Below are 25,670 nucleotides of genomic sequence, written 5' to 3' on the forward strand. Positions count from 1 at the left end.
AGCTTTGGTTGGGGATTTGTTGTTGAGTGCAGCAACAAACTTCCAATTCTATGCATTAGGCGGCGCCATTAACATCTATATCAAAAATATTTAATAAAGCTATATCAAAACATTTTGATATAGGTGTGCTCCCCTGCTAGACTTCGCCCCATGTCTGAAAATGAGCCAGCACCCGAACTGAGTCCAGCCGAGGCAATTCCTCAGCTGGCCTTGACCCTGAAAGCCGCCGGAGATCCCCTGCGGCTCGAAATATTGCGCCTGCTCAGCCAGGATTCTTACAGTGTTTTAGAGCTGTGCCGAATCTTCGATTTGCGCCAACCGGCCCTGAGTCATCACTTGAAAGTGCTCGCCCAGGCAGGTCTGGTAAACAAGCACCGCGAAGGTAATAACCTTTTCTACCGGCGCACTGCAGCTACTCCACTGCTGGCACAGCTTTTTACCAACCTGGATCATTTGCCTCTGGCCGATGTGCGGGTGCAGGCGGTATCCCGGATTTCTGAGGAGAGAGCGGAAGCATCGCGACGTTTCTTTGCCGATTACGGCAACCGCTTTCGCGAGCAGCAGGAATTGATTGCCAGCTATGACGTATACGGGCCACAGGTGGCTCAGCTGCTCAAACCTGGTCGTCATGCCTTGGAAGTTGGGCCTGGAGAAGGTGAATTTCTACAGGAGTTGGCTCAGCGTTTCGCGACAGTGACAGCACTGGATCTATCTTCTGCAATGTTGGAGCGGGCCCAATCTTTTGCCGATGAACAGGGTATTAAAAATATCGAGTTTGTCTGTAGCGATACTCGCGCTGCTGCTGCACGGCCGGCCAGTGCCGACACCATCGTGGTGAACATGGTGCTGCACCACACTCCTGACCCGGCACAAATTTTTCACGATTTGCACGGCGCCCTAAAAAAGGGCGGGCAGCTTTTAATTGCAGAATTGCAAGAACACAGCCAGGACTGGGCCAGAGAGGCCTGCGGAGATTTATGGCTGGGTTTTGCTCCAGAGCAGTTGAGTGACTGGGCCGCGACTGCCGGCCTGCAAGATGGGCGCAGTATTTATAGTGCCCTGCGCAACGGCTTTCAGATCCAGATAAGAGAGTTTATTAAGCCCTGACGGGGGTTTGTCAGGCACAGCCTGAAGTTAAAAGATATTCAACCGCTGCGGCGGGACAATGGAGACCTCAAAATGAGTGAATACAGACTGTTTACCTCAGAATCCGTATCTGAGGGGCACCCGGATAAAATTGCCGACCAGATTTCCGATGCTGTATTGGATGCTCTACTGGCCCGTGACAAGCAGGCGCGGGTTGCCTGTGAAACCCTGGTGAAAACCGGTATTGCTGTTATTGCCGGTGAGATTTCCACCTCTGCCTGGGTAGACCTGGAAGAGCTGGTGCGTAAAGTTATCACCGATATCGGCTACACCTCTTCTGACGTGGGTTATGACGGTGAGACCTGTGGTGTTATCAATGTGATCGGTAAACAATCTGTGGATATCGCACAGGGTGTAGACCGCGCTAAGCCGGAAGACCAGGGTGCTGGGGACCAGGGGTTAATGTTTGGTTATGCGACCAACGAAACCCCCACCTTTATGCCTGCACCGATCTACTATTCCCACCGTCTGGTTGAGCGTCAGGCTGAAGTGCGTAAATCCGGTCTGCTTCCCTGGTTGCGTCCCGATGCAAAAAGCCAGCTGACCTTCCGTTACGACGAACAGGGTCGCCCCTGTGCGATCGATGCGGTTGTTCTTTCAACTCAGCACAACCCGGATGTCAGCCAAAAAGATCTGCGCGATGCAGTGATGGAGTTGATTGTTCACAACACCTTGCCGCTGGAATGGCTGCATAAAGACACCAAGTTCCATATTAATCCGACGGGCAACTTTGTTATTGGTGGGCCAGTTGGGGACTGCGGTCTCACCGGGCGCAAGATTATCGTTGACACTTACGGTGGCTCTGCTCGCCATGGCGGCGGTGCATTTTCCGGTAAGGATCCCTCCAAGGTTGATCGCTCTGCCGCTTACGCGGGTCGCTATGTAGCTAAGAACATTGTCGCAGCAGGCTTGGCCAAGCGCTGTGAGATTCAGGTTTCCTACGCCATCGGTGTCGCCGAGCCGACTTCCGTAGCAATTAATACTTTTGGAACCGGTTTGGTACCAGAGGATAAGCTGGTAGAGCTGGTGCGCGAAAACTTTGACCTGCGCCCTTACGCCATCTCCAAATCCCTCGATCTGCTGCACCCGATGTATCAGTTGACCGCAGCTTACGGTCACTTTGGTCGCGATCCGTTTACCCACACTTACAACTGGATCGACAGCAATGGCCAGGAACGCAGTGAGAGCTTTACTGCTTTCCCATGGGAAAAAACTGATAAAGCGGATGCGCTCCGCTCCCAAGCCGGCCTCTAAGTTTCAGAAATAAATATTCATGCCCGGGCCAAAAGCGCGGGCACACAAAATATGCTGGGTACCACTCGGCAAGCTGATAATTTTTGGACTCAAAAACGATGAATCAAATGAGCACTGAATTTAAAGATTACAAAATCGCGGACATTTCCCTGGCCGAGTGGGGGCGCCGTGAAATTGAAATTGCAGAAGGTGAAATGCCGGCACTGATGACTCTGCGTGAGAAATACCGCGCAGAGCAGCCGCTGGCGGGTGCCCGTATCATGGGCTGTATCCACATGACGATCCAGACTGCAGTGCTGATCGAAACCCTGGTCGCACTAGGTGCTGAAGTTCGCTGGTCCTCCTGTAATATTTTCTCCACCCAGGATCACGCCGCTGCCGCCATTGCTGCGCGCGGAATCCCCGTATTTGCCTGGAAAGGTGAAACTGAAGAAGAGTACGAGTGGTGCCTTGAGCGCACTATTGGTGCCGATGTTGCCGGCTGGCAACCCAATATTATTCTGGACGACGGTGGCGACCTCACCGAGCTGCTGCACCGCGAATACCCGCAACTTCTCGATGCTTGCCACGGTGTGAGTGAAGAGACCACCACCGGCGTACACCGTCTGCAGGATATGCTGCGCGAAGGCACCCTGAAGATTCCTGCGATCAACGTCAATGACGCTGTGACCAAGAGCAAGAACGACAACAAATACGGCTGTCGCCACAGCCTCAACGATGCCATCAAGCGCGCCACTGACCACTTGCTCTCTGGTAAGCGAGCGCTGGTTATTGGTTACGGCGACGTAGGTAAAGGTTCCGCAGCATCCCTGCGCCAGGAAGGCATGATCGTACGGGTTTCTGAAGTGGACCCGATCTGTGCGATGCAGGCTTGTATGGACGGCTTCGAGCTGGTTTCCCCCTACATCGACGGTGTTAATACCGGTACTGCTGAGGGTATTAACAAACAGCTGCTGGCCAATACAGACCTGATCGTTACTACAACCGGTAATGTGAATGTTTGCGATGCCCACATGCTTTCCGCCCTGAAGAGTGGTGCGGTGGTTTGTAATATTGGTCACTTCGATAATGAAATCGACACCGCCTTTATGCGTGAAAACTGGGAGTGGCAGGAAGTTAAGCCGCAGGTACATAAGGTGGTTCGCAATAGCGAAACCAACGATCACTTGTTGCTGCTCTCTGAAGGTCGTCTGGTAAACCTCGGCAATGCTACTGGCCATCCGAGCCGCATCATGGATGGCTCTTTTGCCAACCAGGTTCTCGCCCAGATCCATTTGTTCAAAGAAAAGTTTGCTGACTTACCGGCAGATCAAAAAACTTCAGCGCTGTATGTAAAAGTACTGCCCAAGCACCTGGATGAAGAAGTTGCACGCTATATGGTTGAGGGTTTTAGTGGTGTTATTACCCGTATGACCGAGCAACAAGCTAACTATATCGGTGTTTCAGTTGAAGGTCCGTTCAAACCTGAAAGTTATAAGTACTAATAGCCCCTAACTAAGAGGTGCCGGCATTGCCGGCGCCTGAATTGTGCGGGGTTGGAGAAATATAATGAAAGACTCCATTCGCATAAGTTTCGAATTTTTCCCTCCTAAAACGCCAGAGGGTCGCGAAAAGCTATACAAAACTCGCGAAGCGCTCCAGGCATTTAACCCTGAATTCTTTTCTGTTACCTATGGCGCCGGTGGTACCACGAGAGAGACAACGTCGAGTATTGTTACCAATATGCGGCGAGATGGTATTTCAATTGCCCCACATTTGTCGTTTGGTGGTGATAATGAAGAGGCAATACTGGGTTTGTTAAATGATTATAAAGAGGTGGGAATTAATCGAATAGTTGCACTGCGTGGTGATATGCCGTCGGGTATGGGTGCAGTGGCGCAACTGGTTTATGCGAATGAATTAGTCGCCTTTATTCGCCGACATACCGGTGATCAATTTCATCTTGAAGTAGCTGCTTATCCAGAGATCCACCCGGAGTCGAACAGCTATGATGATGATATTCGCTATTTAAAAGGTAAATTTGAGGCAGGTGCTAATAGCGCACTGACTCAATATTTCTATAACCCGGATTCCTATTTTTACTTTATTGATCAGTGTGAAAAAGCGGGTATCGATGCGCCCATTTATCCAGGTATTATGCCGATAGCTAATTTTGCCAACCTTGTGCGTTTCTCTCGCAATTGTGGTGCGGAAATTCCGAGGTGGTTGGTTAAACGCATGGAAAGCTTCCGTGATCCTGAAGACATTCGAAAGCTTGGATTAGAGGTTGTTACCGACCTCTGCGAGACCTTATTAGAGGGAGGTGCACCGGGTTTACATTTTTACACAATGAATCAGGATGCAATCGTTACTAAGATTTTAAAAAGCCTCAAGCTTTAATTGAAAACTCGAAAGCTATTGCTTTCGAGTTTCTGTTTATGAAACATTGATTGAAATTTGCATATCGTTTGTTCAGAGTTTACTGGCTGGAAATTTAGTATCTTTTCTGGGCCATCTGAAATATTTTTAAATTCCGGTAGGTTGGTATAAATGCGGAATTATAACCCCCCCCTGAAACCATTCCTCTCAATACTATATGAGGATGAAGCACTACTGGTTTTAGAAAAACCCAGCGGGCTTCTCAGTGTTCCGGGAAGAAGTGCTGATCATAAAGACAGCTTAGCTAGTCGAGCGCAATCACTATATCCAGATGCATTAACTGTCCATCGATTGGATATGGATACTTCAGGACTAATCGTAATGGCGCGCAGTGTTGAGGTACATAAGGCGCTGAGTGCTCTATTTCAAAATCGTGAAGTTAAGAAAACCTACTATGCGCGAGTATGGGGTGTGCCTGAAAATGTAAGTGGTGAAGTGAATTTACCCCTTATTTGTGACTGGCCAAATAGGCCGAGGCAAAAAGTAGATTTTGCCGAGGGCAAGCCATCTCTAACCCGCTGGGAGAAAGTCTCCAGCTCTGAAAACAGTAGCTTGATTCGACTTATGCCAGTTACTGGACGCTCTCACCAACTCCGCGTGCATATGCAGGTAATAGGACATCCAATATTGGGGGACCCCTTTTATGCCCACCCTGATGCATTGAAGGGGGCTTCGAGGTTACTGTTACATGCTAGCGAGCTGAAATTTTCTCATCCTGTAAGTGGAGAAGCATTGCATTTTACTAGTGAGTTGCCCGGAGAGTTTTTAATTGAATAATATGGCAAGAGGGGTTGTCAGAGAGATATAAAAAGGACGGCCATTTGGCCGCCCTTTTTATCGGTTATTTTTTATTCTTCATCGCCGCCATCAAAATATCACCCATGCTGCCACGGCCATTACCTTGCCCCCCTTTCTGGGAGCGGTTGCCCTGCTGCTTATTGTAGCGTTGGGCTTGGCGGTTTTCGCGCTGGTCACCCTTTTTGATGCCGCCACTACCCTGCTCACCAGGCTCGTCAGATAAGCGCATGGAAAGGCCGATACGTTTGCGGGCAACATCCACTTCCATCACTTTAACTTTGACAATATCACCGGCTTTTACGACTTCGTGGGGATCTTTAACAAACTTCTCTGAAAGAGCAGAGATATGTACCAGGCCATCCTGATGAACACCGATATCCACAAAGGCACCGAAGTTGGTGACATTGGTGACGGTCCCCTCGAGCACCATTGCCGGGCGCAGATCTTTTATTTCCTCTACGCCCTCTTCAAATTTGGCCGTGCGGAATTCCGGGCGCGGGTCACGGCCGGGTTTTTCCAGTTCGGCGATAATATCGGTAACGGTAGGTACACCGAATTTTTCGTCGGTATAGTCTGCCGGATTCAGTCGGCGCAGGAAGCCGGAGTCGCCGATAAGGCTGTTAATTTCACGGCTGTTTTTTTCGGCAATGCGTTTAACCACGATATAGGACTCGGGGTGCACACCGGATTTATCCAGCGGATTTTCACCGTTATTAATACGCAGGAAGCCGGCGGCCTGTTCAAATGCCTTGGGGCCCAAACGCGGAACTTCCATTAGCTGCTTGCGATTTTTGAATGCGCCGTTCTGGTCGCGGTAGCTGACAATATTGTTGGCAATAGATGCGGTTAGGCCGGAAACCCGAGCCAGCAGCGGTGCAGAGGCGGAGTTCAGCTCAGCGCCGACACCGTTTACACAGTCTTCAACCACGGCGTCCAATGAGCGAGCCAATTGAGTCTGGGAAACGTCGTGCTGATACTGGCCAACACCAATGGATTTGGGCTCGATTTTCACCAATTCTGCCAGCGGGTCCTGCAAACGGCGGGCGATGGAGATAGCTCCACGGATAGTCACATCAAGATCCGGGAATTCCCGCGCAGCAAATTCAGAGGCGGAGTAAACGGAAGCACCGGCTTCGTTAACCACTACTTTTTGAGCCGTCAGCTTGTATTGTTTAATGGTTTCCCCGACAAATTTGTCGGTCTCACGGCTGGCGGTGCCGTTGCCAATGGCGATCAGGCCCACATTGTATTTATTACACAGGGCGGCAATAACCGCTGCAGACTCCTGGTGACGATTCTGTGGCGGGTTGGGGAATATGGCGGTGTGATCGAGTATCTTGCCGGTGGTATCGACCACGGCGACTTTGACCCCGGTGCGCAGGCCTGGGTCGAGGCCGATGGTGGCTTTTTGCCCAGCCGGAGCTGCCAGCAGCAGATCTTTCAGGTTTCGGGAGAATACCTTGATGGCCTCCTCCTCTGCTTTCTCGCGAAGCTCACCCATCAGGTCAGTTTCCAGTGCGGTCAGCAGCTTGATTCGCCAGGTCCAGCGCACCACTTCGCCGAGCCATTTGTCTGCAGGACGACCTTCATCGATGATATCCACATGGCGGGCAATCATGGCTTCGCAGGGGTGGCTGGCGGTTGGGGAGGCCCCTTCTTCTTCGGCGAGGCCCACACTGATAGCGAGTACGCCTTCGTTGCGGCCGCGGAAAATAGCCAGGGCACGGTGCGAGGGAACCTTGGACCAGTCTTCGGCGTATTCAAAATAGTCGCGGAACTTGGCCCCTTCCTCTTCTTTTCCTTCGAGCAGTTTGGATTTCACCTGTCCATCGCGCTTGAGGAATTCACGTAGCTTGCCCAGCAGCTCGGCGTCTTCGGCAAAGCGTTCCATCAGGATAAATTTGGCTCCATCCAGAGCGGCTTTGATGTCTTTGACGTGAAGGGAGGCGTCTTCGTTGTCGGTATTGAGGTATTGCTCTGCTTCGGCTGCAGGGTCGAGGGAGGGGTTGTTGGTCAGTGCGTCGGCCAGCGGTTCCAGTCCAGCCTCAATGGCGATTTGTCCTTTGGTGCGGCGCTTGGGTTTGTAGGGGAGGTAGAGATCTTCGAGGCGATTCTTGGTGTCGGCACTGTTGATTTGTTGTGACAACTCCGGGGTCAGCTTGCCCTGATCATCGATGCTTTTCAGGATGGCAGCGCGGCGCTCTTCCAGTTCGCGCAGATAGCGCAGTCGGTCTTCCAAGGTGCGCAGCTGGGTGTCGTCCAGGGCCCCTGTCACTTCTTTCCGGTAGCGCGCAATAAATGGGACTGTGGCCCCTTCATCGAGCAGGGATACTGCGGCGGTAACCTGTTGTGGTCTGACATTGAGTTCTTCGGCGATGCGAACGTTGATATCCAGCATTTGATGTTTACATCCGTTTTCCGGGAAATTTCGTACCTTTAGGGGCGACGTTGGACCAGTAAGTAGCCTTTCAGTTTCCGTGGTTTGTAGCGGGTAAACGAGAGGGCCATTACAGGGGTAATTTCGGGTCGGCATTATGCGTTACCCGAGCGCAGCGAGGAAGGTTTGCGGCAGGACACAAACTTGTGCGGCAGTTTGCATCCAAATTGCGCCTTATCTGCGTCGAACTTCAGTAGAATGCGTGCTAACTAAAATTTGACCAATTTAGGTCAGGGAACGGGGTAGAGGGTACCTGTGAAAGTCTCGAGTAAAAACAAGCTGTTATTCATTGTATTGTTAATCGGGGTGGCTGTTATTGCTGCGGTGGTTGTATTGAAGCCAAAGCCGGAGGAAAAACCACCGGAGGCAGTGATACCGCCAATGGCTGATGTCCTCTATATAGAGCCCAGTCGTCAGACACTGTTGGTTCCCAGCCAGGGAACTGTACATGCCCGCCATGAAATCGAAGTGATTGCCCGAGTTGGTGGTGTGATTGAAAGTGTCGATGAAGCCTTTGTTGCCGGTGGTTTCTTCAAAAAAGGCGCCAATTTGCTGCAGCTTGAGCAAGCTGATTACCAGTATCAGGTTACCCGCGCAGAAGCTCAATTGGCAGATGCCAAGTCTGCCCTTGCACAGGAGCAGGGCCATGCCAAGCAGGCCAAGCGCGAGTGGCGCGACTTGGGGTCAGAGGCTGCCAACGCTTTATTCCTGCGCAAACCCCACCTAGAGGCGGCCAAGGCGGCGGTGGAGGCTGCACGGGCCGATCGCGATCAAGCCAAGCTGGATTTAGCACGTACCACATTGAAAGCGCCCTTTGCCGGTCGTGTTGTGGAGACCTATGTAGATTTGGGCCAGTACATTACCCCCGGCACGCCGCTAGCAAAAATTCACAGCACCGGCATTGCCGAAGTTCGCCTTCCCCTGACTGATCAGCAATTAGCACTGCTCAACCTGCCCCTGGGTAAATCCATCGAGAATGGCCCCGCCGTGCGCTTGCAGGCCGTGGTAGCCGGTCGTGAACATAAGTGGCGCGCACAGCTGGTGCGCACCGAGGCCAGTATTGACCCCAATAGCCGCTTTATCTTTGCTGTTGCCCAGGTTCAAAACCCCTACGAGGGAGAGGTTCCGCTGATGAATGGCCTGTTTGTAGAGGCCGACATCGCCGGTAAAACTTTTGATGATGTTGTGGAATTACCGCGCCAAGCACTGCACGAAGGGGATCACTTGCTGGTGCTGAATGAAGAGAGCCAGTTGAGTTACAAGACTGTAGAGTTACTGCAAACCGTGGGAGACAAAATCTGGCTGCGCGGCGATATCGCTGTAGGCGATCGGGTTATTGTTTCGAGTCTGGGCTACTCCCGTGAAGGTATGGTGCTTACCGCCAATCCTCTCAATGAGCGGCCTGCGGGTCTGGGTAGCCTCTCAGAGGATTCTGCTGAGCCCGCCAAGTTGTCAGCTGCGGGTGATGCCGGAGGCGTTAGTAATGCTTCCCAGGGAGGCAAGTAATGAACGGAATCATCCCTTGGTTTGCGCGCAATAGTAAGGCGGCAAACCTGCTGATGATCATGATTATCATCGGCGGATTCTTTGGTATATCCGGTATCGATCGGGAAGTATTCCCAACGGTGCAGCTGGGTATTGTCGATGTGGATATTTCCTATCCTGGTGCCGGTCCTGCTGAAGTAGAGCAGCAGGTAACTGTACGTGTTGAGGAAGCAATCTCCGAAGTAAAAGGTATTAAGGAAGTGAATTCCGCTTCCCGGCGGGGCCATGCTTCTATTGAAGTTCAGGCGATGGATGGTTACGACGAACTGCGCCTGCTCAACGATATTAAGGTGCAGGTGGACAGTATCAGCACCTTTCCGGATGGTATTGAACGTCCTGTTATTCGCTTGATCGAAGCTAATGCCGAATTAATGATGATCGCTATCGGCGGTCCGGTTTCAGAGCGTCAGCTTAAGGAGACAACTCTAGATCTGCGCGACAAGCTCAACTTGATTCCGGGTGTGCGCCGCGTTGATGTTTGGGGTGATCGGCCGGACGAGTTATCTATTGAAGTTTCCGAGCTGGATTTGCGTCGTTATAACCTGAGCTTTAATCAGGTTGCCGATGCGGTGCGCCGCTCCTCTCTGGATCTGCCTGCCGGCATGGTGCGCTCGGATCGCGGTGATATCCAGGTTCAAACCCGAGGCCAAGCCTATACCGCTGAAGACTTTGAGCGCATTCCCGTGGTTAGCCGTGCTGATGGCTCTGTATTGTTACTGCGTGATGTAGCGACAGTGCGGGATGGCTTTGAGGAATACAACAACGTTATTCGCTTTAATGGCAATCCTGCCATGAACCTCCGCATTATTCAGGGCGAGCCCCTGGATGTGGTGAAAACGGCAGAGCGAATCAAAGATTTCCTGGAAGAGACTCGCGAGCAATTGCCTCCGGGTATGGAACTGGATGTCTGGTTCGACTTCTCCAAGGCATTTGAAGGTCGCATGAATCTGCTGACTACCAATGCCCTGAGCGGTTTTGCCATGGTGTTTGTCATGCTGATGCTGTTCCTGCGCCCGGCACTGGCCATGTGGGTAACCGTAGGTATTGTTGTCGCTTTCCTTGGTGCTTTTTGGCTGTTGCCGGTGACCGGCGTCAGTCTGAATATGCTGTCGCTGTTCGCTTTCCTGTTGATACTCGGGATTGTGGTGGATGACGCCATTATTGTGGGAGAGGCCGTGCATGCTGCCCACGATAGAGGTGAATCTGGCTTAGCTGCGGCCGAGCAAGGGGTGAAGCAGGTAGCTTCGCCGGTAATTTTTGCCGTGACTTCCACCATGGTGTTCTTTATTCCCATGCTGTTCCTGCCCGGTGTCACCGCACAGATGATGCTGGCCCTGCCGGTGGTGGTATTGCTGTGTCTGGTGTTTTCGCTGGTAGAGTCCCTGTTAATCCTGCCGGCTCACTTGGTAGGCATGAAGCCTGAGAAGCCAGCCAAGTCGACACTGGGAATTAAGTTACAGAAAGTGCGTGGGCGTTTTGCCGGCGCTATGAAAACTGCTGGCGACAAGTATTACTTGCCGCTGCTGAAGAAGTCCCTCAGCAATAGCCGAACCACAGTAATGAGCTTTATGTTGGCGCTTGGTTTGTCGATCGCTGTTTTTCAGAGCGGTTATGTGGGCTCTTCATTCTCCCCCCAGGTCCCCTCTGATTTATTGCAATTGCGAATTTCAATGGCCTCTGGTGAGCCTTTCAGTGAAGCTGAACGGGTAATGGAGCAGGTACTTAGCGCCGCTGATAAGTTGGAATCTGATGAGGGAATGCTGGAGCAGAACAAGGGTGAGCCTTTCTTGGAGAACTCCTTGGTTTTCAATTGGCGAGGCAACATCTATGTAACCCTGCAGCTCATCGATGGAGAGATGCGTGATGTTACTTCTGAATCTTTGGCGCTGCGCTGGCGCGAATTGATTGGCGAACTACCAGCTAGTGTCGAAGATATGAATATTGATGCCACTATTAACAATAGCGGCAATGGTATGAGTCTAAACCTGAGCACTGCCTCGGGGGATATGGAGGAACTGCGTGCTGCGGCTGACCTAGTTAAGGAAAAGCTGGATAGTTATGTCGGTGTTTATGATGTGCGCGATAACCTGACCAGCGCCCGTCGGGATATTGAAATCCAGCTGAAGCCTTACGCTACCACGATGGGCATTAACCTGTCAGATGTGGCCAGGCAGGTTCGCCAGGGCTTCTATGGTGAGGAGGTTCAACGTATCCCACGTGGTCGTGAGGATGTTCGCGTAATGGTTCGCTACCCCATGGAGGAGCGCGCCAGTGAAGAGCAGATGGACCGTATTCGTATCCGTACCAACGATGGGGAGGTACCCTTCTCAGCGGTAGCTGATGCGGTTTATGTGCCAGGCTACACCACGATTCGCCGCAACGACCGCGAACGCACAGTTCGGGTAACCGCTGAAATAACACCGAATACTTCCAGCACGCAGGATATCCTTAAGGATATGCGCGAGACCCTGGTACCTGAACTGGAGCGTCAGTTCCCCGGCTTCTCTCTCAGAACCGCAGGAGAAATGCAGGAAGAAGAGGAATTTAATGGGGCTATCCTGGCCTTCTTTGTGCTGTCTTTGTTCGCTATTTACGCATTGCTGGCGATTGCCTTCCGCTCCTACTCTCAGCCGCTATTGATCCTCACTGCTGTACCTTTTGGATTCTTCGGTGCTTTAGTTGGCCACCTGTTGATGGGGCACAACATCAGCATTATGTCGATGCTCGGTTTCCTCGCAGCGGCGGGCGTGGTTGTGAACGACAATCTGGTATTGATGGATCGTATTAATCAGCTGCGCGCTCAGGGTATGGCGGTGATGGATGCGGTAGTACACGCGGGCCGGGATCGTTTCCGCCCGATTATCCTGACCTCGATTACTACCTTTATTGGTCTGGTACCGATTATGTTCGAGCGTTCAATCCAGGCCCAGTTCCTGATCCCGATGGTGATCAGCCTGGCATTCGGTGTACTGTTTGCAACGACAGTGACTTTGATCTTGGTCCCCAACCTGTACAAAGTTATTGAGAAGTTACGCCCGAAGCACAAAGTTGCAGTAGAAGACGATACCCCGGTCTCATTGGAGACTGTGTAGCGCGGGTATCCAGGCGCAATGGTGGATCGCCTTCACCATTGCGCCTTTGGGGTATAAATGCCTAAACTAACTGCCAGCAAAATGCCGACATTCCTGTCGGCTTTTTTATGGTGTTTGAATAGGATTCTCCCATGCGCATCCCGCGTATTTTTTCCAAGCAGCCTCTGGCTTCCGATCAAGAAGTAGACCTGGATGAGCTGGCTTCCCGTCACCTGGTAAAAGTACTTCGCTTGAATGCGGGCCACCCCTTAGTTCTTTTTGATGGCAATGGCGGTGAGTACACGGCGGAGTTGATCGAGACCGGCAAACGGGCGCGCGCGCGCACGGGAGAGTACTGTGCAGAGGATCGCCAATCACCGTTGGCACTGACCCTGGCGATCGGTATTTCCCGTGGCGATCGCTTCGATTGGGTGATACAGAAAGCCACTGAGCTGGGAGTGGCGGCGATACAGCCGCTGTTTACCGAACGTTGTGAAGTGAAGCTGTCCGGGGACCGCTTACAGAAAAAACTGGGTCACTGGCGCCAGATTGCTATCAGTGCCTGTGAGCAGTGTGAGCGCAACCGGGTGCCGGAGATTGCCGAACCGATAAAGCTGGCGCAGTATTTACAGAGTGAATCTGCTGAAGCTGAGCCCCAAGCCAAGTTGGTACTGCATCACCGCACCGAGCTGGATCTGCGCCAATGGCAGGCGGAGCGCGGTACACCGGAATCCGCCCTGCTACTGGTAGGTCCAGAAGGCGGGCTATCGCAGGTGGAAATCGATGCGGCACTGGCGCAGGATTTTATGCCTCTGCGCTTGGGACCAAGGGTGATGCGCACTGAGACAGCGCCGATAGCAGCATTGTCGGTATTGCAATTTCAATGGGGTGATTTGTAAGTCACTGAAGGATTGGACTCGAGAGTATTCAGGGAGAGAAGAGCATGATAAAAGCATTTATCTGGTTGTTGGGCATTGTCATCGTTGTGTTATCACTGGCGATTATTGCCAAGCCGAAGCTGGCACAAAGCCTCAGCGAGCGGCTTAACGAAACTGGCTATGCCCTCTCCGCCTGGGCGCGAATTATTATTGGCCTGATCCTTTTACTAATTGCAGACACTCGCCACTGGTATATTTTGTTCAATGCCCTCGGCGTACTGGTGCTATTGAGTGGTGCCTATATGCTGCAAATTGGTTTTGAGCGGGGCAAAGAATTAGCGGTTAAAATTTCCCGTGGCAATGAAAATTTCCTGCGTATTAGCGGCGTCATCGGTGTCATTCTCGGCCTGATGCTGCTCTCTGCGCGTTAACGATGTAGGTTCCCATGTCTTCTACCGATTTAATTATTTTTGACTGTGATGGTGTGCTGGTAGACAGCGAGAGCATCGTCTGTCGCATATTGGCAGAAGAAATGAATCGCCTGGGCTTGCAGACCACCGCCGAGGAGCTGGACGAGCAGTTCAGCGGTCGCCCGGCCAGGGACTGCTTGGTGGAAATCGAGAAGCGCTTTGGCGGACCACTACCGGATAATTATTTTGGCAATACGGAGCGGCGTATCCGCGAAGCGTTCCAGCAGGAATTACAGCCGGTTGTGGGTATTGAAGGCCTGCTCGACCAACTGCAACAGCTGGGTCTGCGCAGCTGCGTGGCCTCCTCGGGCTCTCACCAGAAAATGCAGCTGACACTGAATAAGACCGGTTTGTACGATTATTTCGACGGGCGGATTTTTAGTGCCGACGATGTATCCCGGGGCAAGCCCTGGCCAGAGCTGTTCCTGCACGCGGCAGATGCCATGGGGGTGGCGCCGGAGCGCTGTCTGGTAGTGGAGGACTCCATTGCCGGTGTCTCTGCGGCGGTCTCTGCAGGTATGCGCGTGGTTGGCTACAGCGCTCACCCAGTGCGGGGCCCCCAGCTGGAACAGCAGGGTGCCCGGGTAGTCACTGACATGATGGCGGTTCTGAACTTTATTTAACGGCCACAGTGGCTGAGGCTTCCGGTTGATCAGCGCTTTTGCTGTTCTACACTGAATTTGACGTCGAGAAACCGGAAGCTGTACCTATGGCGGGTAAATTATTGTCTGCCAGTTGCCTATTCTTATTGGCCTTTACCCTGGTGGGCTGCGATCAGTCTGAATCCCCAAAGAAATATACGCTCGAACCTGTCGATGGAATACAGTCGGGTGACAGTGAAAGGACTGCCCGTAAAGCGGCCCCTTTTGCCGATGAGCTGGTGAGGTTTTTACGGGGAAATAATCGGTCAATAGGCGATACATTCCGCCTGCGCCTGGAGTTTGATCCCGGTGGTTTTGCTCCCCGCATAGAAACCATTGCCGATCTGGAAGCCTTGCTGGTGATCATGCGCGATTTTTCAGAGATGCGAATCTCCATTGAGGGGCATACAGACAGTGGCGGCGATGCGAAAAAGAATCTCAGCCTGTCCCAGCGCAGAGCGGATTGGGTAAAGCATTTCCTGATAGAGCGGGGCGTCTCCGCTGACCGTATGGAAGCCCAGGGCTACGGCGATACTGATCCGATTGCGGATAATGAGACAGAGAAAGGCAAGCGGGAGAACCGCCGCCTGATGATCCGGGTACTAAATTTTGATCGTGTTCCCAGCAAACTGCCGAGGCGCTAACCCCGAACAGCTTGCAGGTGAAGAGCTAGCTTAGGATAGTGTCTCAGCTAGAGGCATTACCCAATTCCTCACTGGAATTTACCGGCGCCTTTGGGGCTTGGTTGGAAAATATTTTCTTCATCAACTTTCCAGTTTGACGCAGTCCAATAATACTCTGCGCTGTGAGCATACCGGAGATCATTGCACCAGCTACGCCGCAGCTCATCACATCCTGTCCGGTAAGGTAGAGCCCTTTGACCCGGCTTTTGGGTCTCAGCCAGGATTGCTCAAAGCGGTTGGGATCGTGATCCAGTCCGTAGATCTCTCCTCGTGGATAGAAGCAGAAGTAATCCGTGGATAACGGGGTTGAAAGCTCGTAGTAATCAATTTCCCCACGCAACTGCGGCATATGCTTGTACAAATGTTCCAGTAGGCGCAGGCTAAATGCCTCCTTCAGATCCTCGTAATCATCTCCTCGCTTGCCCCAAGGCTTGTCGTGCCACTGGGCAAACCAATCGTAGTTGGCCGGTGCCACAATTTCGATAGTGGCGCGGCCCGGGTAGCGTTGGGTAAAGGTGGGGTCTTTCGCAGACGGGAACGAAATATAGACTAGCGGTATTTCCTTATCCTGATCGTCGATAAAGGCCTGCATATCCTCTTCATACTGATCGCTGGAATAGATCCAGTAATTAGTCTTGGGCAGGTTTAATTCTTCCGCTGTTTTCTCCAAGCCAATATACAGACACAGGTGAGACATGGAGCGGTTGACGGTGTCCAGGTCGCGGATATATCCCATGCGCTCACTGGTACTGCGCGGTAACAGCTTCTCGAAGGTATTAAATACCCCTGCGCCGGAGACAACTAATGGTGCTTCGATTTCATGTCCGTCGGACATTCTTACACCGCGAACCTGATCCCCATTCATCAGGATGGTTTCCACCTTGGCATAGGTAAATACATCCCCACCACTGGCCTGAATCTGGGGAATAATCGTTTCGGAGATTTTGCTGGCGCCGCCGACAGGATAGTAACCGCCATAGAGATAATGTTTGGCGATCAGGGCGTGAATAATAAAGCTGCCCTCGGATGGGGTCATGCCATTATCACCCCACTGCCCTGTCAGCACAGAGATCAGCTTTTCATTGCTGGTGATTCCACTGAGAACTTCGCGGGTGGTTTTATTGAGCCAGGCGGGTTCGCGCAGTTTTCTCCACAGGCGAATAAAAGGTCCACACCAGGAGGGCAGCATTTTTTCCATTGCCAGTCGCTGCATGGCTTTAGCAACCACATTCAGCCGCTGCAGGTACTCCTCGATATTCGCGCGCTCATCGGGGAAGTGGCTGACCAATTCATCGATAAATTGCTGGCGGCCGGCTTTCAGGTCGTATTGTTTATCGCCAATACAGATGCGGTCATAGGTGCTGTCCATTGGCGCCCAGTGCAACTGGTTATTGGAGATAAAGTCGAAGATCTTGCGGGTCATAGTGGGGTGTTCGCCCACATCGCCGATATAGTGGACGCCGACATCCCACTCATAACCATTGCGGTCATAGGCGTGGGTGTATCCCCCGGCAGTGTAGTGTTGCTCAAGGACAAGTACTTTCTTGCCCATGGCACTGAGCATCGCAGCACAAGTCAGACCGCCAATGCCTGAGCCAATGATAATGGCGTCGTAATTGCCTTCCAGGCGGCTCGGGCGATAGCGCCGACCAATACGCAGCCGGCTTGGTTTTGGGGCACTGCGCTTCTTCTCGGGGGTCTCTGTCATGATGGCCTCGCCACTATTGTTTTTATTCCTCAACCATAGCGCCCCCTATCGAGCTATGCAATAAGTTGCATATTAATATTCTGTATATCTATTGTGCGCTTTTATATGTAACGTATACAATTTGTATATAAAGCATATCAAGGTAATAGTTATGGGCATCGTCAAGATATCCGATGAGCTACACGATGAGATTCGCAAGGCCAGTACGGTGATGGCCCGTTCAATTAATTCCCAGGCGGAGTACTGGATCAAGATTGGGATGCTGGCGGAGCTGAACCCGGAATTAAGCTACAGCGACTTGTGTAAAAAGTTGCTGCGCAATCAGGCATTAACCCTGGAAGAGCTGACACGTGAGTGAAATAAAAATAAAGACTCCTGATGAGCAGGATTTAATGCGCCAATCGGGTCAATTGTTGAGCCGTGTATTTGCCATGCTGGACTCCTTTATTGAACCGGGGGTCTCGACAATGCAAATTAATGAGCGGGTAGAAGAATTTATTGTCAATGAACTCAATGCCCGCCCCGCCAGCAAGGGGCAATATGATTATCCCTACGCCCTGAACACCTCAGTCAATGAAGTAGTCTGTCACGGCATGCCGAGTGATAAGCAGCTACTGCGGGAGGGAGATATCATCAATGTGGATATTACCCTGGAGAAATCTGGCTATATCGCGGATTCCAGCAAAATGTATAGCATCGGTACCGTGACCCCTATTGCCAGAAAACTGGTAACCACCTGCTATGAAGCTATGTGGGCCGGTATTGCCACGGTAAAGCCGGGAGTTACTTTTGGTGATATCGGCAATGCAATCCAGCGCCATACCGAGCGCAACGGCTTCAGTGTCGTACGGGAATATTGTGGCCACGGTATTGGCCGGGAAATGCATGAAGCACCTCAGGTTCTTCACTTTGGGCGGCCTGGTTCCGGTGAAGTTTTACAGGAGGGAATGACATTTACCATTGAGCCCATGATCAATCAGGGAAATCGTAAAACCAAACTCAAGAAAGATGGCTGGACTGTAGTAACTAAGGATAAAAAGCTATCGGCCCAATGGGAGCATACGATTTTGGTAACTGGTGACGGTTATGAAGTGCTAACGCTTAGGGATGAGGAAAGACCTTCCCAGATCAAATAGATATTAATAATAACTGCTGGGTAAATAAAGAAGGGGTTGTGAGATAACAAATATTCACACTCCCTAATTTTTTAGAAGGGTGAGTTATTTTAGGAAGTCAGGTTCAGCTATTGGCATTGCCCTCCACGACATTTTGGCGTGTTTGGGCACTCGAGATGAGATTGATGTGATGGTAAATTCTGAGCTCCTATTACCTCGCAATATTATTTTTTGATGTGATAAAAAATCAGCATTGCTGGATTTACCCCCCCTCCCCTAACGCATTAATTTGTCATCAAATGACTCCTGTCCTCATAAGCAAAAATACGATGCCGCTGATGAAGAATGGCCCTGATGCCAAGTTGTGGCCTTCTTGACATATCCGCAGGAAACCAAGATATACTGTATTTTCATACAGTATACTAGGTGGTTGATTATGCGCCCCAGAGTTATAGTTTTTGATAGTGAGCCGATTCGTATCTGCCGTTATCGATCCAGTTACGACAATCGCCCTATGTACGCGATTAGTATTTTGAACTATGAAAAGTACGTACGTCGGTTTTCTGTTGCTGTGGGAGTGGATTTGCGCAAGGAATTGGAGTTAACCTTGTGCCAGATGAGAGGGATCGAGAGTAATTTAAGGTGGCTGTCCGAACATACTGAAAAAACCAGTTCAGCGGGATAAGTGGGAGGCTCTGGGTGTGTAGTGTCTTTGATGTCAGTGATCATGCGGGTATGGAGCGCTTTCTCGATACCTATGGTATCCGGGGTGCCGGACATATGATTTACGGTAGGCGCCGGAGGCCCACCCAGCAGGTGTCTATCGTAACTACTCGGAAGGGTTCTGCTGAAATAGAAAACGCTATTTGGCATCTCTACCTTGAGAGGCATGGTGATACTTGGCGGCCCCATAAAAAATACTGGTCCATCAACAGCAATTGGAAAAAATTGGATTCCAGACAGGAATATCGCAAGTCCCGCTGTTTAATTCCGGCTACCGCCTGGGTGGAAAGCCAAGGTGGCAAGCACCCGGTGGAATTCAGTTATGGTGAACCTTTTTTCTTTTGTGGTTTGTATAAAATCTGGGGAAATTTACTCAGTTGCTCAATCATTACTTTGGACTCCCATCCAGCCACTAAGCGCTATCATGAAAAGTCACTTCCCATGATTGCGCCCAATCGCCCAGATTTTGTAGAGTCCTGGTTAAATTGTTCGGGGGTGACAGAAGATTTTAGCCCATACCTGAAACCATCCATTGAGTACTCGGGGAAAATACTTACGGCTCATCCTTTGCTGAGGGCAACTTCTACGGAGTATATCGGGGGCCCTATCCCCGTAATTGAGTAATTATTTGCCCTGGGATATCGGAGTATAGAAAAATTTAAATTGCACAGCCTAAATTGTACTCCCGGCGCGGCATATCAATTAGCTTCGTTCTTGAACTTATACTTCTTTCGTGAGGTGCAAAATATGCGCTGGTTTCATCTAGAAGATCTACAAAGCGATTAAGCCGATGTATTTGTTTTTGGCTTAAAGTATCTTGTGTAAGAAGCGCATTGATTTCTATGCTAGCCAGTTCCTTTGTAGCTATATCCTCCGGCAGGCCACTGCGAGTACATAATCCATAAGTCCCCTCAATAAAGTGTTGCCACTCCTCTTCGATATGTTGAGAGATTCCGGATGAAAATTTTAAGTTGCTAGATTCGTATCCTAGGTTTCGCAATTGGGCTATTTTATCCTTGTATCGATCACCAAAGCACTGGTAAATAGAGTTAAAGTCTTGCTTAGCCTCTATGATACCAATCCAGCTGGCGTAGCCTTTTGCAAAGTACTCAACTGCCTGTTTTTCGGAGTGGGGTCCAAAAAAGGATTCACAGTCCCATTGAATATTGAGCTTATAAGAGGGCTTTGGCATAACACCCTCATCCTGGTAGCGCTGCAATTGTAGTTCGCTGATTTGAGTAGCCTGAATAAGCTGTTCTTTGGTTAGGAAGTGTTTATCCAGATAGTTAACTAATTCCACTGAATGTGCTCCAAGGTAGAAATCGAATGAAATTCTAGCACCTGGAGCACTTAATACTTCGATGTGAGCCGAAGCATCTTTTCCCTTTTAACAGGTCTTGGAGAATTTATTCCTGCAGGAAGAGAATATCCGTTCTAATAATATATTTGATTCCTCGGGTGATTGGAGTAGAGCTGTGAATTCTGTGTAAGGGATGCATTCCATGGGGGAAGCACAGTACGGCCCCGGCAGGTATGCGGACATCGATGTCTAATAAAGAATCCCGACTGGGTTGTTTTAGGGGATCATCTGCATTCACCCTGAATCGGGTTGCACCACCTTCAAAATCTTCACTCAGCAGTACTAAAAACGTCATTTCACTATAGCGATCGGGGAAGCCATTGGTGATCAACTGGTTGTTGTCAATGCGGCTACCGGGCCAGGCGCCATCGGTGTGGAACTGGAAGAAATCTCCCTCACCATAGCGATAAAAGCGGAAACGCCGATTGATGCCGACAGCCTCTCTTCCACCAAAGTAACCATTTAAGTCCTGCGCCAGGTCTCGGCATCGCTGCCAGATCAGACGTTCTGTAACTTCGTCTACCACCCAGGTCAGGTTATCGTTATGGCGGACCTCCCGGAGCAGGGAGACGGCTGCATCCGGTAAATAGCCCACCGCTTCAGTGATATTAATGAGTCGTCGGCATTCCTCTTTTGAAAAGACATTGAGCAATTGGAAGGCTCCGGGTACCTCGGCGATATCTCGTCGTGAAACCGGCTGCGGCGCCTGCTCGGCCAGCGCCGCCGGGTTTTTGCTGCGAGTAGCCCAGGTGGGTAGGGCCGGGTGTTCTGCTCCGGGTTCGCGGGCGATAACAAAGAAGTCATCCAAGTGGGTGACAGTATCAATACTTTCAGTCGTGGACATCTGCTGTACTTCTATTGGAAAATTTTTTCAAAGGCTTAGCGGTTTAAAACGGTAGTTTGTGCAAACTGCCGGTGCCCGTCGGCTCCACCGTGGAAGCCAAAGCCACTTTGCTTGGCGCCCACCCAAGGTGAGCCGCCGGCGCCCTGGTTGATGCCAATCATTCCCGCTTGCAGCTGGCTGGCGACTTGCTCGGCCAGTTTGCTTTCACCAAACACAACTGCACCGAGACCGTAAACAGAGTTATTGGCCCGCTCGACCACATCGTCTACTGAGCTAAAGCGGTCGATGGCTACGATAGGCCCAAAAGTCTCATCATCTTCCACCAGCATGCCCGGTCGAATACCACTGATCACTGTGGGCGGAATAAACGGCACCTGTGGATCGCGCTCCCCTAGAAGAAGCTTTGCGCCTTTATTCAGGGCATCGTGGATATGCTCCACCACCTTTTGGTGTTGGCGGTGATTAACCAAGGGGCCGATATCCACCTGTGGCTCCTGCCACCCGCCGACACGATATTGCTTCGCCAATGCCACCACGGCATTTTCGAATTTATCGGCAATTTTTTCGTCCACATAAATACGCTCTGTGGAGGTGCACATCTGGCCAGAATTCTCAAAACTGGAGCCAACGGCAAATTGTGCAGCCTGGGGAATATTGGCGCTCTGCAACACGATCATTGGGTCATTGCCACCCAACTCCATAACCAGGCGTTTCAATGCCGGAGCGGCATTGGCCATAATTTTTTGGCCCGTTGTTCGCGATCCGGTAAAGGCGACCATATTGATGGGGGATTTCACCAGGGCTTCACCGGTTGCGCCATCGCCGTGAGCAATTTGTAAAATGTCCTGAGGCAGGGTTTGATTGAGTATTTTCACCAATAAGTCAGCGACCAATGGCGATTCTTCTGAAGGTTTTAAAATCACAGTGTTGCCTGCTACCAGGGCGGGAACAATCAGGTTATTGGCCATGGCCAGTGGATAGTTCCAGGGGGAGATAACCGCAACAACGCCCAGTGGCCGATATTGAATTTCGCTACCGCCACTGCGTTTTGCCCGCAGGGCCTCTCCGGCATCCCCCGCTAACCAGGCACCGCCTTGGACTACGCCGCCGGCTTCAAATTGTGCACGCCGGGCATCTTTGCCCATTTCACGGCTGATAAGTTGTGCCAGACCTCCCTCTTCCGCATTCAGTTTTGTGTAAGCCTGCTGAAGTAGTTGTACCCGCTCCTGAAGAGATTTACTCGACCACACTCGCTGCGCTTTGTGGGCTTTCTCCACCATGTCCTGAATATCTTGGGGCTTGCTGACAGGTAGTGATCCGATGGCCTCTCCGGTTAGTGGATCAATCGATCGAAGTATATTTTCCATAATGAGGTCTCACTCAATCCGGCCACTTTATTGAGTGGCCGGGTGTTTTCTTAAAAGCGTTGGTGTTATTGGTCAAACAGGACAATAGTGCGAATTTCCAGGCTGGTTCTGCGTGGTGCCCCTGCACTTCCCGGCAGGTCGAAAGCGCAGTGGGGAACACCGGTTACATCGCCTCGGTGCTGGCTATCGAAGACCCGCAGTAAAATGCCTTCGCCGGGCTGCATATCGCTAAACCAAATCCAGCGGTGAACCGGGTTGAAACTCAACACCGAAATCTGCCCTTTTCGCTCTGGGTAAATTAATCGCATATTGTGGAAATCACTGGCGGCGACCGTGCGCAGGTCCACCATTGCCAACGGTGACTCCTGCACCGGGCGCAATAGGGGCAGCCAGAGATTAATAAACTGGTAGCGCGGATAATCTGATGGCTTGTACCCCCGGGCCTCCAGGGTTTCCTTTAGCTGGCGCTCTGCGGACCAGGGCGTGTAATCGTTGTGCACCAGTTTCACCGGGGATCGGCGGCTGCGGCTCAGCTCCGGTGTCGCATCAGTCGATGGCTGGGCTCGCAATGTGTGGTCAAAGGTCAGTACCTTTGCTGCACCCAGGTGAGCGCCTATCCAGGATTCAATAGCTGGATACCATTGGGTGCGAATCAACTGGTCGCGCTCCTCAGGGCTGGGGCTACTCCCTGAGGGTTGGTCCAGCGCGTGTAGCGCATCATCCAGCTGGCGCAGGTTTATGCCGAGCATAGGGCGTACCAGCTCAAATCCCTGGGTATCGAGACGAAAACGCTCCCCGGCGGTTTTCAGGGCGCGACCATCGTAGATGTGAACCTGCTGGGAAATAACATTCTCGACCAGATTGGCGGGCCCTGGGCCCTCTGAACGCTTGTCGTACACCAGATCGCTACTGGGATCAGCGTAGTGAATAATTGCTGTAACTAATTGATCCTGAAAGGAGGATCGGGCTGCGGTTTGCATAGTGAACTCTCCCCCCACCGAAGTGGATGCCATACGGGCCAATCTACTCACAATGCTAGGGTTACGTGGATACAATGAAAACCAAGTAACAGTTGTGAGTGATACAGGTTTGAGCAGAAATCATCGGGCGAACCCATTGGAGAGGCTGGAGTTACGTCAACTTCGCTTAATGAACGCTATCTTGCGGGAACTGAACTTATCCCGGGTGGCTGACCAGCTGGGTGTGAGCCAGCAAACAGTCAGTGAACAATTGAAACGCCTGCGTGAAATCTTTGATGACCGGCTTTTTATTCGCACCAGCAACGGTGTTATTCCCACCCCCCTGGCCGAGCGCCTGGCTCCCAAATTGGATGAGATCCTGAACAATGTCGCGGCGCTGCTGCGTACGGATGAATTTGATCCGGCACAGCATCGGGGCATCTTTACCATCAGTGCAACGGACTTTGAGCAGCGGGTGGTACTGCCGGTTCTCCTCAAGCAACTGCGTCAGCAGGCCCCGGATATAAAAGTCGTGGTGCTTAAGTTGGAAATTGATCGCATGGCCCAGCAACTGCAAACCGGTGAAGTGGATCTGGTGTTTAGCACGCCGGGATTTGTGCCGGATAACAGTCCCAGCATGTTGTTGTATCGAGAGCACTACGTCTGCGTATGTTGTCAGCACACCGATATGCTGCACAGCGCCAATCAGCCTTTGGAAATGGAAGAGTTGGCGGCTTTGCCACAGCTGGTGGTATCACCTTCCAGGGGAGATCTGCGGGGCATGGCGGATAGTTGGTTTGAGCAGTTTGGTTTGGAGCGCAATGTGGTGCTGTCTGTCCCCTCTTTTGCCGCCGCAGCCGAGTGCATTGCCTCTACCAATACCGTTGCCTTTTTGCCCTCGCGACTGTTGCCTGATCCCCGACTAAAAACACTGCCTATTGTCGAGCAGCCCCCGGGGTTTGATGTGATTGCCGCCTGGCATACCCGTAGCAGTCAGGACCCTTTGCACAAGTGGATTCGCGCCCTGTTAGCACAACAATTTCCCAGCAGTTAGTAAGGGAGGTAGCGCTGCTAAACTTGAGCATTCCAAGTGTTCAGGTAGTGGTCGCCATGCGTGTAGCATTTTTTCTGCTGATATTTTTGAACTCTTCTGTTTACGCTCATTCCGATTTTACCGAGCAAATGGGCATCCCCCACTTATTTGCCAAGGACGCACTGGTTGAGGAAATTAAAAAGGTGGATTGCACCCTCTCCGAGGGACGCAAGACCCAATGCTGGATGATTGTGGTAAAGGCAGAACCCAAACATAAAATGGGGCCCTGGTGTCCACGCAATGTTGTAGACCCAATTACGTCTGGCGGCATGATGTTTATCAAGCAGCAGATAGTGCCGATTGATGGACCTTTCGTTAAAAACGCCGCGACTTTTTTCTCTGATTCAAAATGGAGCCTATACGATCCTGAAACCGGGGCGATAAAGGTTACCGATTCAAAGCAGGCCTGCGAGATGGCCGCGCGGCCTGATGTAGCACCGGAGTACAACAATTACTGCGTGGAATGCCTGGCCAGCTATATGGGCCCGGATTTTCATACCCGCTACCTGATCCCTGTACAGCCTGCCAAGGCCAAGTCAAAGCAGAATCCCGATGGTTTTTCCGGTTATGGAGTCGCTTTTAATGGGGTTAAATTTGATATCGCCGCGCCCATCGGTGCAATTTTAGGTGCACATACCTTAGCGCCAGTGGATGCCTGTGGTGGTCATGTAAATCCCCACGTGGGCTATCACTACCACGCTGCCCTGGGTTGCAGCCAAGCCTACCCGTCTGCCGCAAGCCATGCTGCGATAGTCGGTGTCGCCATAGATGGCTACCTGATCTATGCGCGGGAGAATGCCGATGGCCGCGAGCCCGATGACCTGGACGAATGCCGTGGCCATGAGTTTGCAGACCTGGGCTACCACTACCACGCCAACCTCGCTGCAGAAAACGATATCTTGCATTGCCTAAAAGGGGAGAGAGGTTGTGCCCTGACCGGCAATCAAAGCCAGTGCGATTTCTCCCACCGGGGACCTCCCGGACCACCCAGGCGTTAACTCAGGCCCAATTGTTGCTTCAAATAGTGAAAGACGAAGAGAGTCTCAGCGCTCTTTTTGGTATTGATATCAATAAATGGCGTTGAATAACTGTCTTAAAAGCCCAGGACTTGATCTGACCGTCAGGTTTCCTTAATGGCCCTGGGACATAATGCCTCTAAC

The 25,670-nt window shown here is 51.5% G+C and carries 23 protein-coding genes; 17 read left to right on the forward strand and 6 right to left on the reverse strand.

Going from position 1 to position 25,670, the window contains the following annotated elements; all coding sequences use genetic code 11:
* Positions 1-150 precede the first annotated feature (150 nt).
* The 5 genes from ACJJIW_RS07030 to ACJJIW_RS07050 all read left to right on the forward strand — a co-directional run bounded on the left by ACJJIW_RS07030 (position 151) and on the right by ACJJIW_RS07050 (position 5,595).
* Positions 151-1,107: a metalloregulator ArsR/SmtB family transcription factor gene (locus ACJJIW_RS07030; RefSeq protein ID WP_108734975.1), complete on the forward strand. Its 957-nt coding sequence runs from the start codon at positions 151-153 to the stop codon at positions 1,105-1,107.
* A gap of 72 nt (positions 1,108-1,179) precedes the next feature.
* Positions 1,180-2,400: a methionine adenosyltransferase gene (metK, locus tag ACJJIW_RS07035; RefSeq protein ID WP_282930687.1), complete on the forward strand. Its 1,221-nt coding sequence runs from the start codon at positions 1,180-1,182 to the stop codon at positions 2,398-2,400.
* A 107-nt stretch (positions 2,401-2,507) separates the two neighbouring features.
* Positions 2,508-3,884: an adenosylhomocysteinase gene (ahcY, locus tag ACJJIW_RS07040; protein ID WP_369974263.1), complete on the forward strand. Its 1,377-nt coding sequence runs from the start codon at positions 2,508-2,510 to the stop codon at positions 3,882-3,884.
* A gap of 64 nt (positions 3,885-3,948) precedes the next feature.
* Positions 3,949-4,779, forward strand: coding sequence for a methylenetetrahydrofolate reductase [NAD(P)H] (gene metF / locus ACJJIW_RS07045; RefSeq protein ID WP_444936986.1), 831 nt, complete (start codon positions 3,949-3,951; stop codon positions 4,777-4,779).
* A 150-nt stretch (positions 4,780-4,929) separates the two neighbouring features.
* A complete protein-coding gene (locus tag ACJJIW_RS07050; protein WP_444936987.1) occupies positions 4,930-5,595 on the forward strand; it encodes an RluA family pseudouridine synthase in 666 nt (221 codons plus the stop codon).
* A 64-nt stretch (positions 5,596-5,659) separates the two neighbouring features.
* Here ACJJIW_RS07050 and ACJJIW_RS07055 read toward each other — a convergent pair whose 3' ends face one another.
* The gene (locus ACJJIW_RS07055; RefSeq protein WP_444936988.1) at positions 5,660-8,014 is read right to left on the reverse strand and encodes a Tex family protein; all 2,355 of its coding nucleotides are present in this window, start codon (positions 8,012-8,014) and stop codon (positions 5,660-5,662) included.
* Positions 8,015-8,308: 294 nt separating this feature from the next.
* Between ACJJIW_RS07055 and ACJJIW_RS07060 the strand changes: the two genes are divergently transcribed.
* From ACJJIW_RS07060 to ACJJIW_RS07085, 6 genes are all read left to right on the forward strand, one after another.
* Complete coding sequence (locus ACJJIW_RS07060) at positions 8,309-9,559, forward strand: efflux RND transporter periplasmic adaptor subunit (RefSeq protein WP_282930689.1); 1,251 nt, start codon at positions 8,309-8,311, stop codon at positions 9,557-9,559.
* A complete protein-coding gene (locus ACJJIW_RS07065) occupies positions 9,559-12,690 on the forward strand; it encodes an efflux RND transporter permease subunit (RefSeq protein ID WP_444936989.1) in 3,132 nt (1,043 codons plus the stop codon). Before ACJJIW_RS07060 ends, ACJJIW_RS07065 begins: the two co-directional genes overlap by 1 nt.
* Positions 12,691-12,821: 131 nt before the next feature.
* On the forward strand, positions 12,822-13,568 hold the full coding sequence (locus tag ACJJIW_RS07070) for a 16S rRNA (uracil(1498)-N(3))-methyltransferase (RefSeq protein WP_282930691.1): 747 nt from the start codon (positions 12,822-12,824) through the stop codon (positions 13,566-13,568).
* 44 nt (positions 13,569-13,612) lie between these two features.
* On the forward strand, positions 13,613-13,978 hold the full coding sequence (locus tag ACJJIW_RS07075; protein ID WP_282930692.1) for a hypothetical protein: 366 nt from the start codon (positions 13,613-13,615) through the stop codon (positions 13,976-13,978).
* Between the two features lie 14 nt (positions 13,979-13,992).
* Complete coding sequence (locus ACJJIW_RS07080) at positions 13,993-14,640, forward strand: HAD family hydrolase (protein WP_282930693.1); 648 nt, start codon at positions 13,993-13,995, stop codon at positions 14,638-14,640.
* An 86-nt stretch (positions 14,641-14,726) separates the two neighbouring features.
* On the forward strand, positions 14,727-15,302 hold the full coding sequence (locus tag ACJJIW_RS07085) for an OmpA family protein (RefSeq protein WP_444936990.1): 576 nt from the start codon (positions 14,727-14,729) through the stop codon (positions 15,300-15,302).
* A gap of 43 nt (positions 15,303-15,345) precedes the next feature.
* On the opposite strand, the gene ACJJIW_RS07090 is transcribed toward ACJJIW_RS07085, so the two are convergent.
* A complete protein-coding gene (locus ACJJIW_RS07090) occupies positions 15,346-17,049 on the reverse strand; it encodes a phytoene desaturase family protein (protein ID WP_444936991.1) in 1,704 nt (567 codons plus the stop codon).
* 151 nt (positions 17,050-17,200) lie between these two features.
* On the opposite strand from ACJJIW_RS07090, the gene ACJJIW_RS07095 reads away from it, so the two are divergent.
* The 4 genes from ACJJIW_RS07095 (at position 17,201) to ACJJIW_RS07110 (ending at position 19,511) form a co-directional block, all read left to right on the forward strand.
* A complete protein-coding gene (locus ACJJIW_RS07095; protein ID WP_413663773.1) occupies positions 17,201-17,407 on the forward strand; it encodes a ParD-like family protein in 207 nt (68 codons plus the stop codon).
* Complete coding sequence (map, locus tag ACJJIW_RS07100; RefSeq protein ID WP_444936992.1) at positions 17,400-18,185, forward strand: type I methionyl aminopeptidase; 786 nt, start codon at positions 17,400-17,402, stop codon at positions 18,183-18,185. Before ACJJIW_RS07095 ends, map begins: the two co-directional genes overlap by 8 nt.
* Positions 18,186-18,600: 415 nt before the next feature.
* Positions 18,601-18,849, forward strand: coding sequence for a hypothetical protein (locus tag ACJJIW_RS07105; RefSeq protein WP_444936993.1), 249 nt, complete (start codon positions 18,601-18,603; stop codon positions 18,847-18,849).
* A 14-nt stretch (positions 18,850-18,863) separates the two neighbouring features.
* The gene (locus tag ACJJIW_RS07110; RefSeq protein WP_444936994.1) at positions 18,864-19,511 is read left to right on the forward strand and encodes an SOS response-associated peptidase family protein; all 648 of its coding nucleotides are present in this window, start codon (positions 18,864-18,866) and stop codon (positions 19,509-19,511) included.
* Positions 19,512-19,545: 34 nt separating this feature from the next.
* Here the strand turns inward: ACJJIW_RS07110 and ACJJIW_RS07115 are convergent, their stop codons facing one another.
* The 4 genes from ACJJIW_RS07115 to ACJJIW_RS07130 form a co-directional block, all read right to left on the reverse strand.
* Positions 19,546-20,187 (reverse strand): DUF6058 family natural product biosynthesis protein, encoded by a 642-nt coding sequence (locus ACJJIW_RS07115; protein WP_444936995.1) that lies wholly within the window; start codon positions 20,185-20,187, stop codon positions 19,546-19,548.
* A 106-nt stretch (positions 20,188-20,293) separates the two neighbouring features.
* Positions 20,294-21,091 carry a prolyl hydroxylase family protein gene (locus tag ACJJIW_RS07120; RefSeq protein WP_444936996.1) on the reverse strand — a complete coding sequence of 266 codons (798 nt, stop codon included), beginning with the start codon at positions 21,089-21,091 and terminating at the stop codon, positions 20,294-20,296.
* A 35-nt stretch (positions 21,092-21,126) separates the two neighbouring features.
* Positions 21,127-22,458, reverse strand: a complete 1,332-nt coding sequence (locus ACJJIW_RS07125; RefSeq protein WP_444936997.1) for an aldehyde dehydrogenase family protein — start codon at positions 22,456-22,458, stop codon at positions 21,127-21,129.
* Between the two features lie 65 nt (positions 22,459-22,523).
* A complete protein-coding gene (locus ACJJIW_RS07130; RefSeq protein ID WP_444892335.1) occupies positions 22,524-23,438 on the reverse strand; it encodes a CmcJ/NvfI family oxidoreductase in 915 nt (304 codons plus the stop codon).
* A gap of 1 nt (position 23,439) precedes the next feature.
* On the opposite strand from ACJJIW_RS07130, the gene ACJJIW_RS07135 reads away from it, so the two are divergent.
* Entirely contained in the window at positions 23,440-24,471 is a 1,032-nt protein-coding gene (locus tag ACJJIW_RS07135) for a LysR family transcriptional regulator (protein WP_444936998.1), read from the forward strand.
* 23 nt (positions 24,472-24,494) lie between these two features.
* Positions 24,495-25,508 carry a YHYH protein gene (locus tag ACJJIW_RS07140; protein WP_444936999.1) on the forward strand — a complete coding sequence of 338 codons (1,014 nt, stop codon included), beginning with the start codon at positions 24,495-24,497 and terminating at the stop codon, positions 25,506-25,508.
* Positions 25,509-25,670 lie beyond the last annotated feature (162 nt).

It is taken from the genome of Microbulbifer maximicatervae (SeqCode), assembly GCF_052467815.1.

Coding starts and splice junctions, on each gene's coding strand:
- ACJJIW_RS07055 (WP_444936988.1), bottom strand. CDS start 8,014: ATGCTGGATATCAACGTTCGCATCGCCGAAGAACTCAATGTCAGACCA.
- ACJJIW_RS07085 (WP_444936990.1), top strand. CDS start 14,727: ATGGCGGGTAAATTATTGTCTGCCAGTTGCCTATTCTTATTGGCCTTT.
- ACJJIW_RS07075 (WP_282930692.1), top strand. CDS start 13,613: ATGATAAAAGCATTTATCTGGTTGTTGGGCATTGTCATCGTTGTGTTA.
- ACJJIW_RS07090 (WP_444936991.1), bottom strand. CDS start 17,049: ATGACAGAGACCCCCGAGAAGAAGCGCAGTGCCCCAAAACCAAGCCGG.
- ahcY (WP_369974263.1), top strand. CDS start 2,508: ATGAGCACTGAATTTAAAGATTACAAAATCGCGGACATTTCCCTGGCC.
- ACJJIW_RS07030 (WP_108734975.1), top strand. CDS start 151: ATGTCTGAAAATGAGCCAGCACCCGAACTGAGTCCAGCCGAGGCAATT.
- metF (WP_444936986.1), top strand. CDS start 3,949: ATGAAAGACTCCATTCGCATAAGTTTCGAATTTTTCCCTCCTAAAACG.
- ACJJIW_RS07065 (WP_444936989.1), top strand. CDS start 9,559: ATGAACGGAATCATCCCTTGGTTTGCGCGCAATAGTAAGGCGGCAAAC.
- ACJJIW_RS07050 (WP_444936987.1), top strand. CDS start 4,930: ATGCGGAATTATAACCCCCCCCTGAAACCATTCCTCTCAATACTATAT.
- metK (WP_282930687.1), top strand. CDS start 1,180: ATGAGTGAATACAGACTGTTTACCTCAGAATCCGTATCTGAGGGGCAC.
- ACJJIW_RS07130 (WP_444892335.1), bottom strand. CDS start 23,438: ATGCAAACCGCAGCCCGATCCTCCTTTCAGGATCAATTAGTTACAGCA.
- ACJJIW_RS07125 (WP_444936997.1), bottom strand. CDS start 22,458: ATGGAAAATATACTTCGATCGATTGATCCACTAACCGGAGAGGCCATC.
- ACJJIW_RS07105 (WP_444936993.1), top strand. CDS start 18,601: ATGCGCCCCAGAGTTATAGTTTTTGATAGTGAGCCGATTCGTATCTGC.
- ACJJIW_RS07095 (WP_413663773.1), top strand. CDS start 17,201: ATGGGCATCGTCAAGATATCCGATGAGCTACACGATGAGATTCGCAAG.
- ACJJIW_RS07080 (WP_282930693.1), top strand. CDS start 13,993: ATGTCTTCTACCGATTTAATTATTTTTGACTGTGATGGTGTGCTGGTA.
- ACJJIW_RS07070 (WP_282930691.1), top strand. CDS start 12,822: ATGCGCATCCCGCGTATTTTTTCCAAGCAGCCTCTGGCTTCCGATCAA.
- ACJJIW_RS07120 (WP_444936996.1), bottom strand. CDS start 21,091: ATGTCCACGACTGAAAGTATTGATACTGTCACCCACTTGGATGACTTC.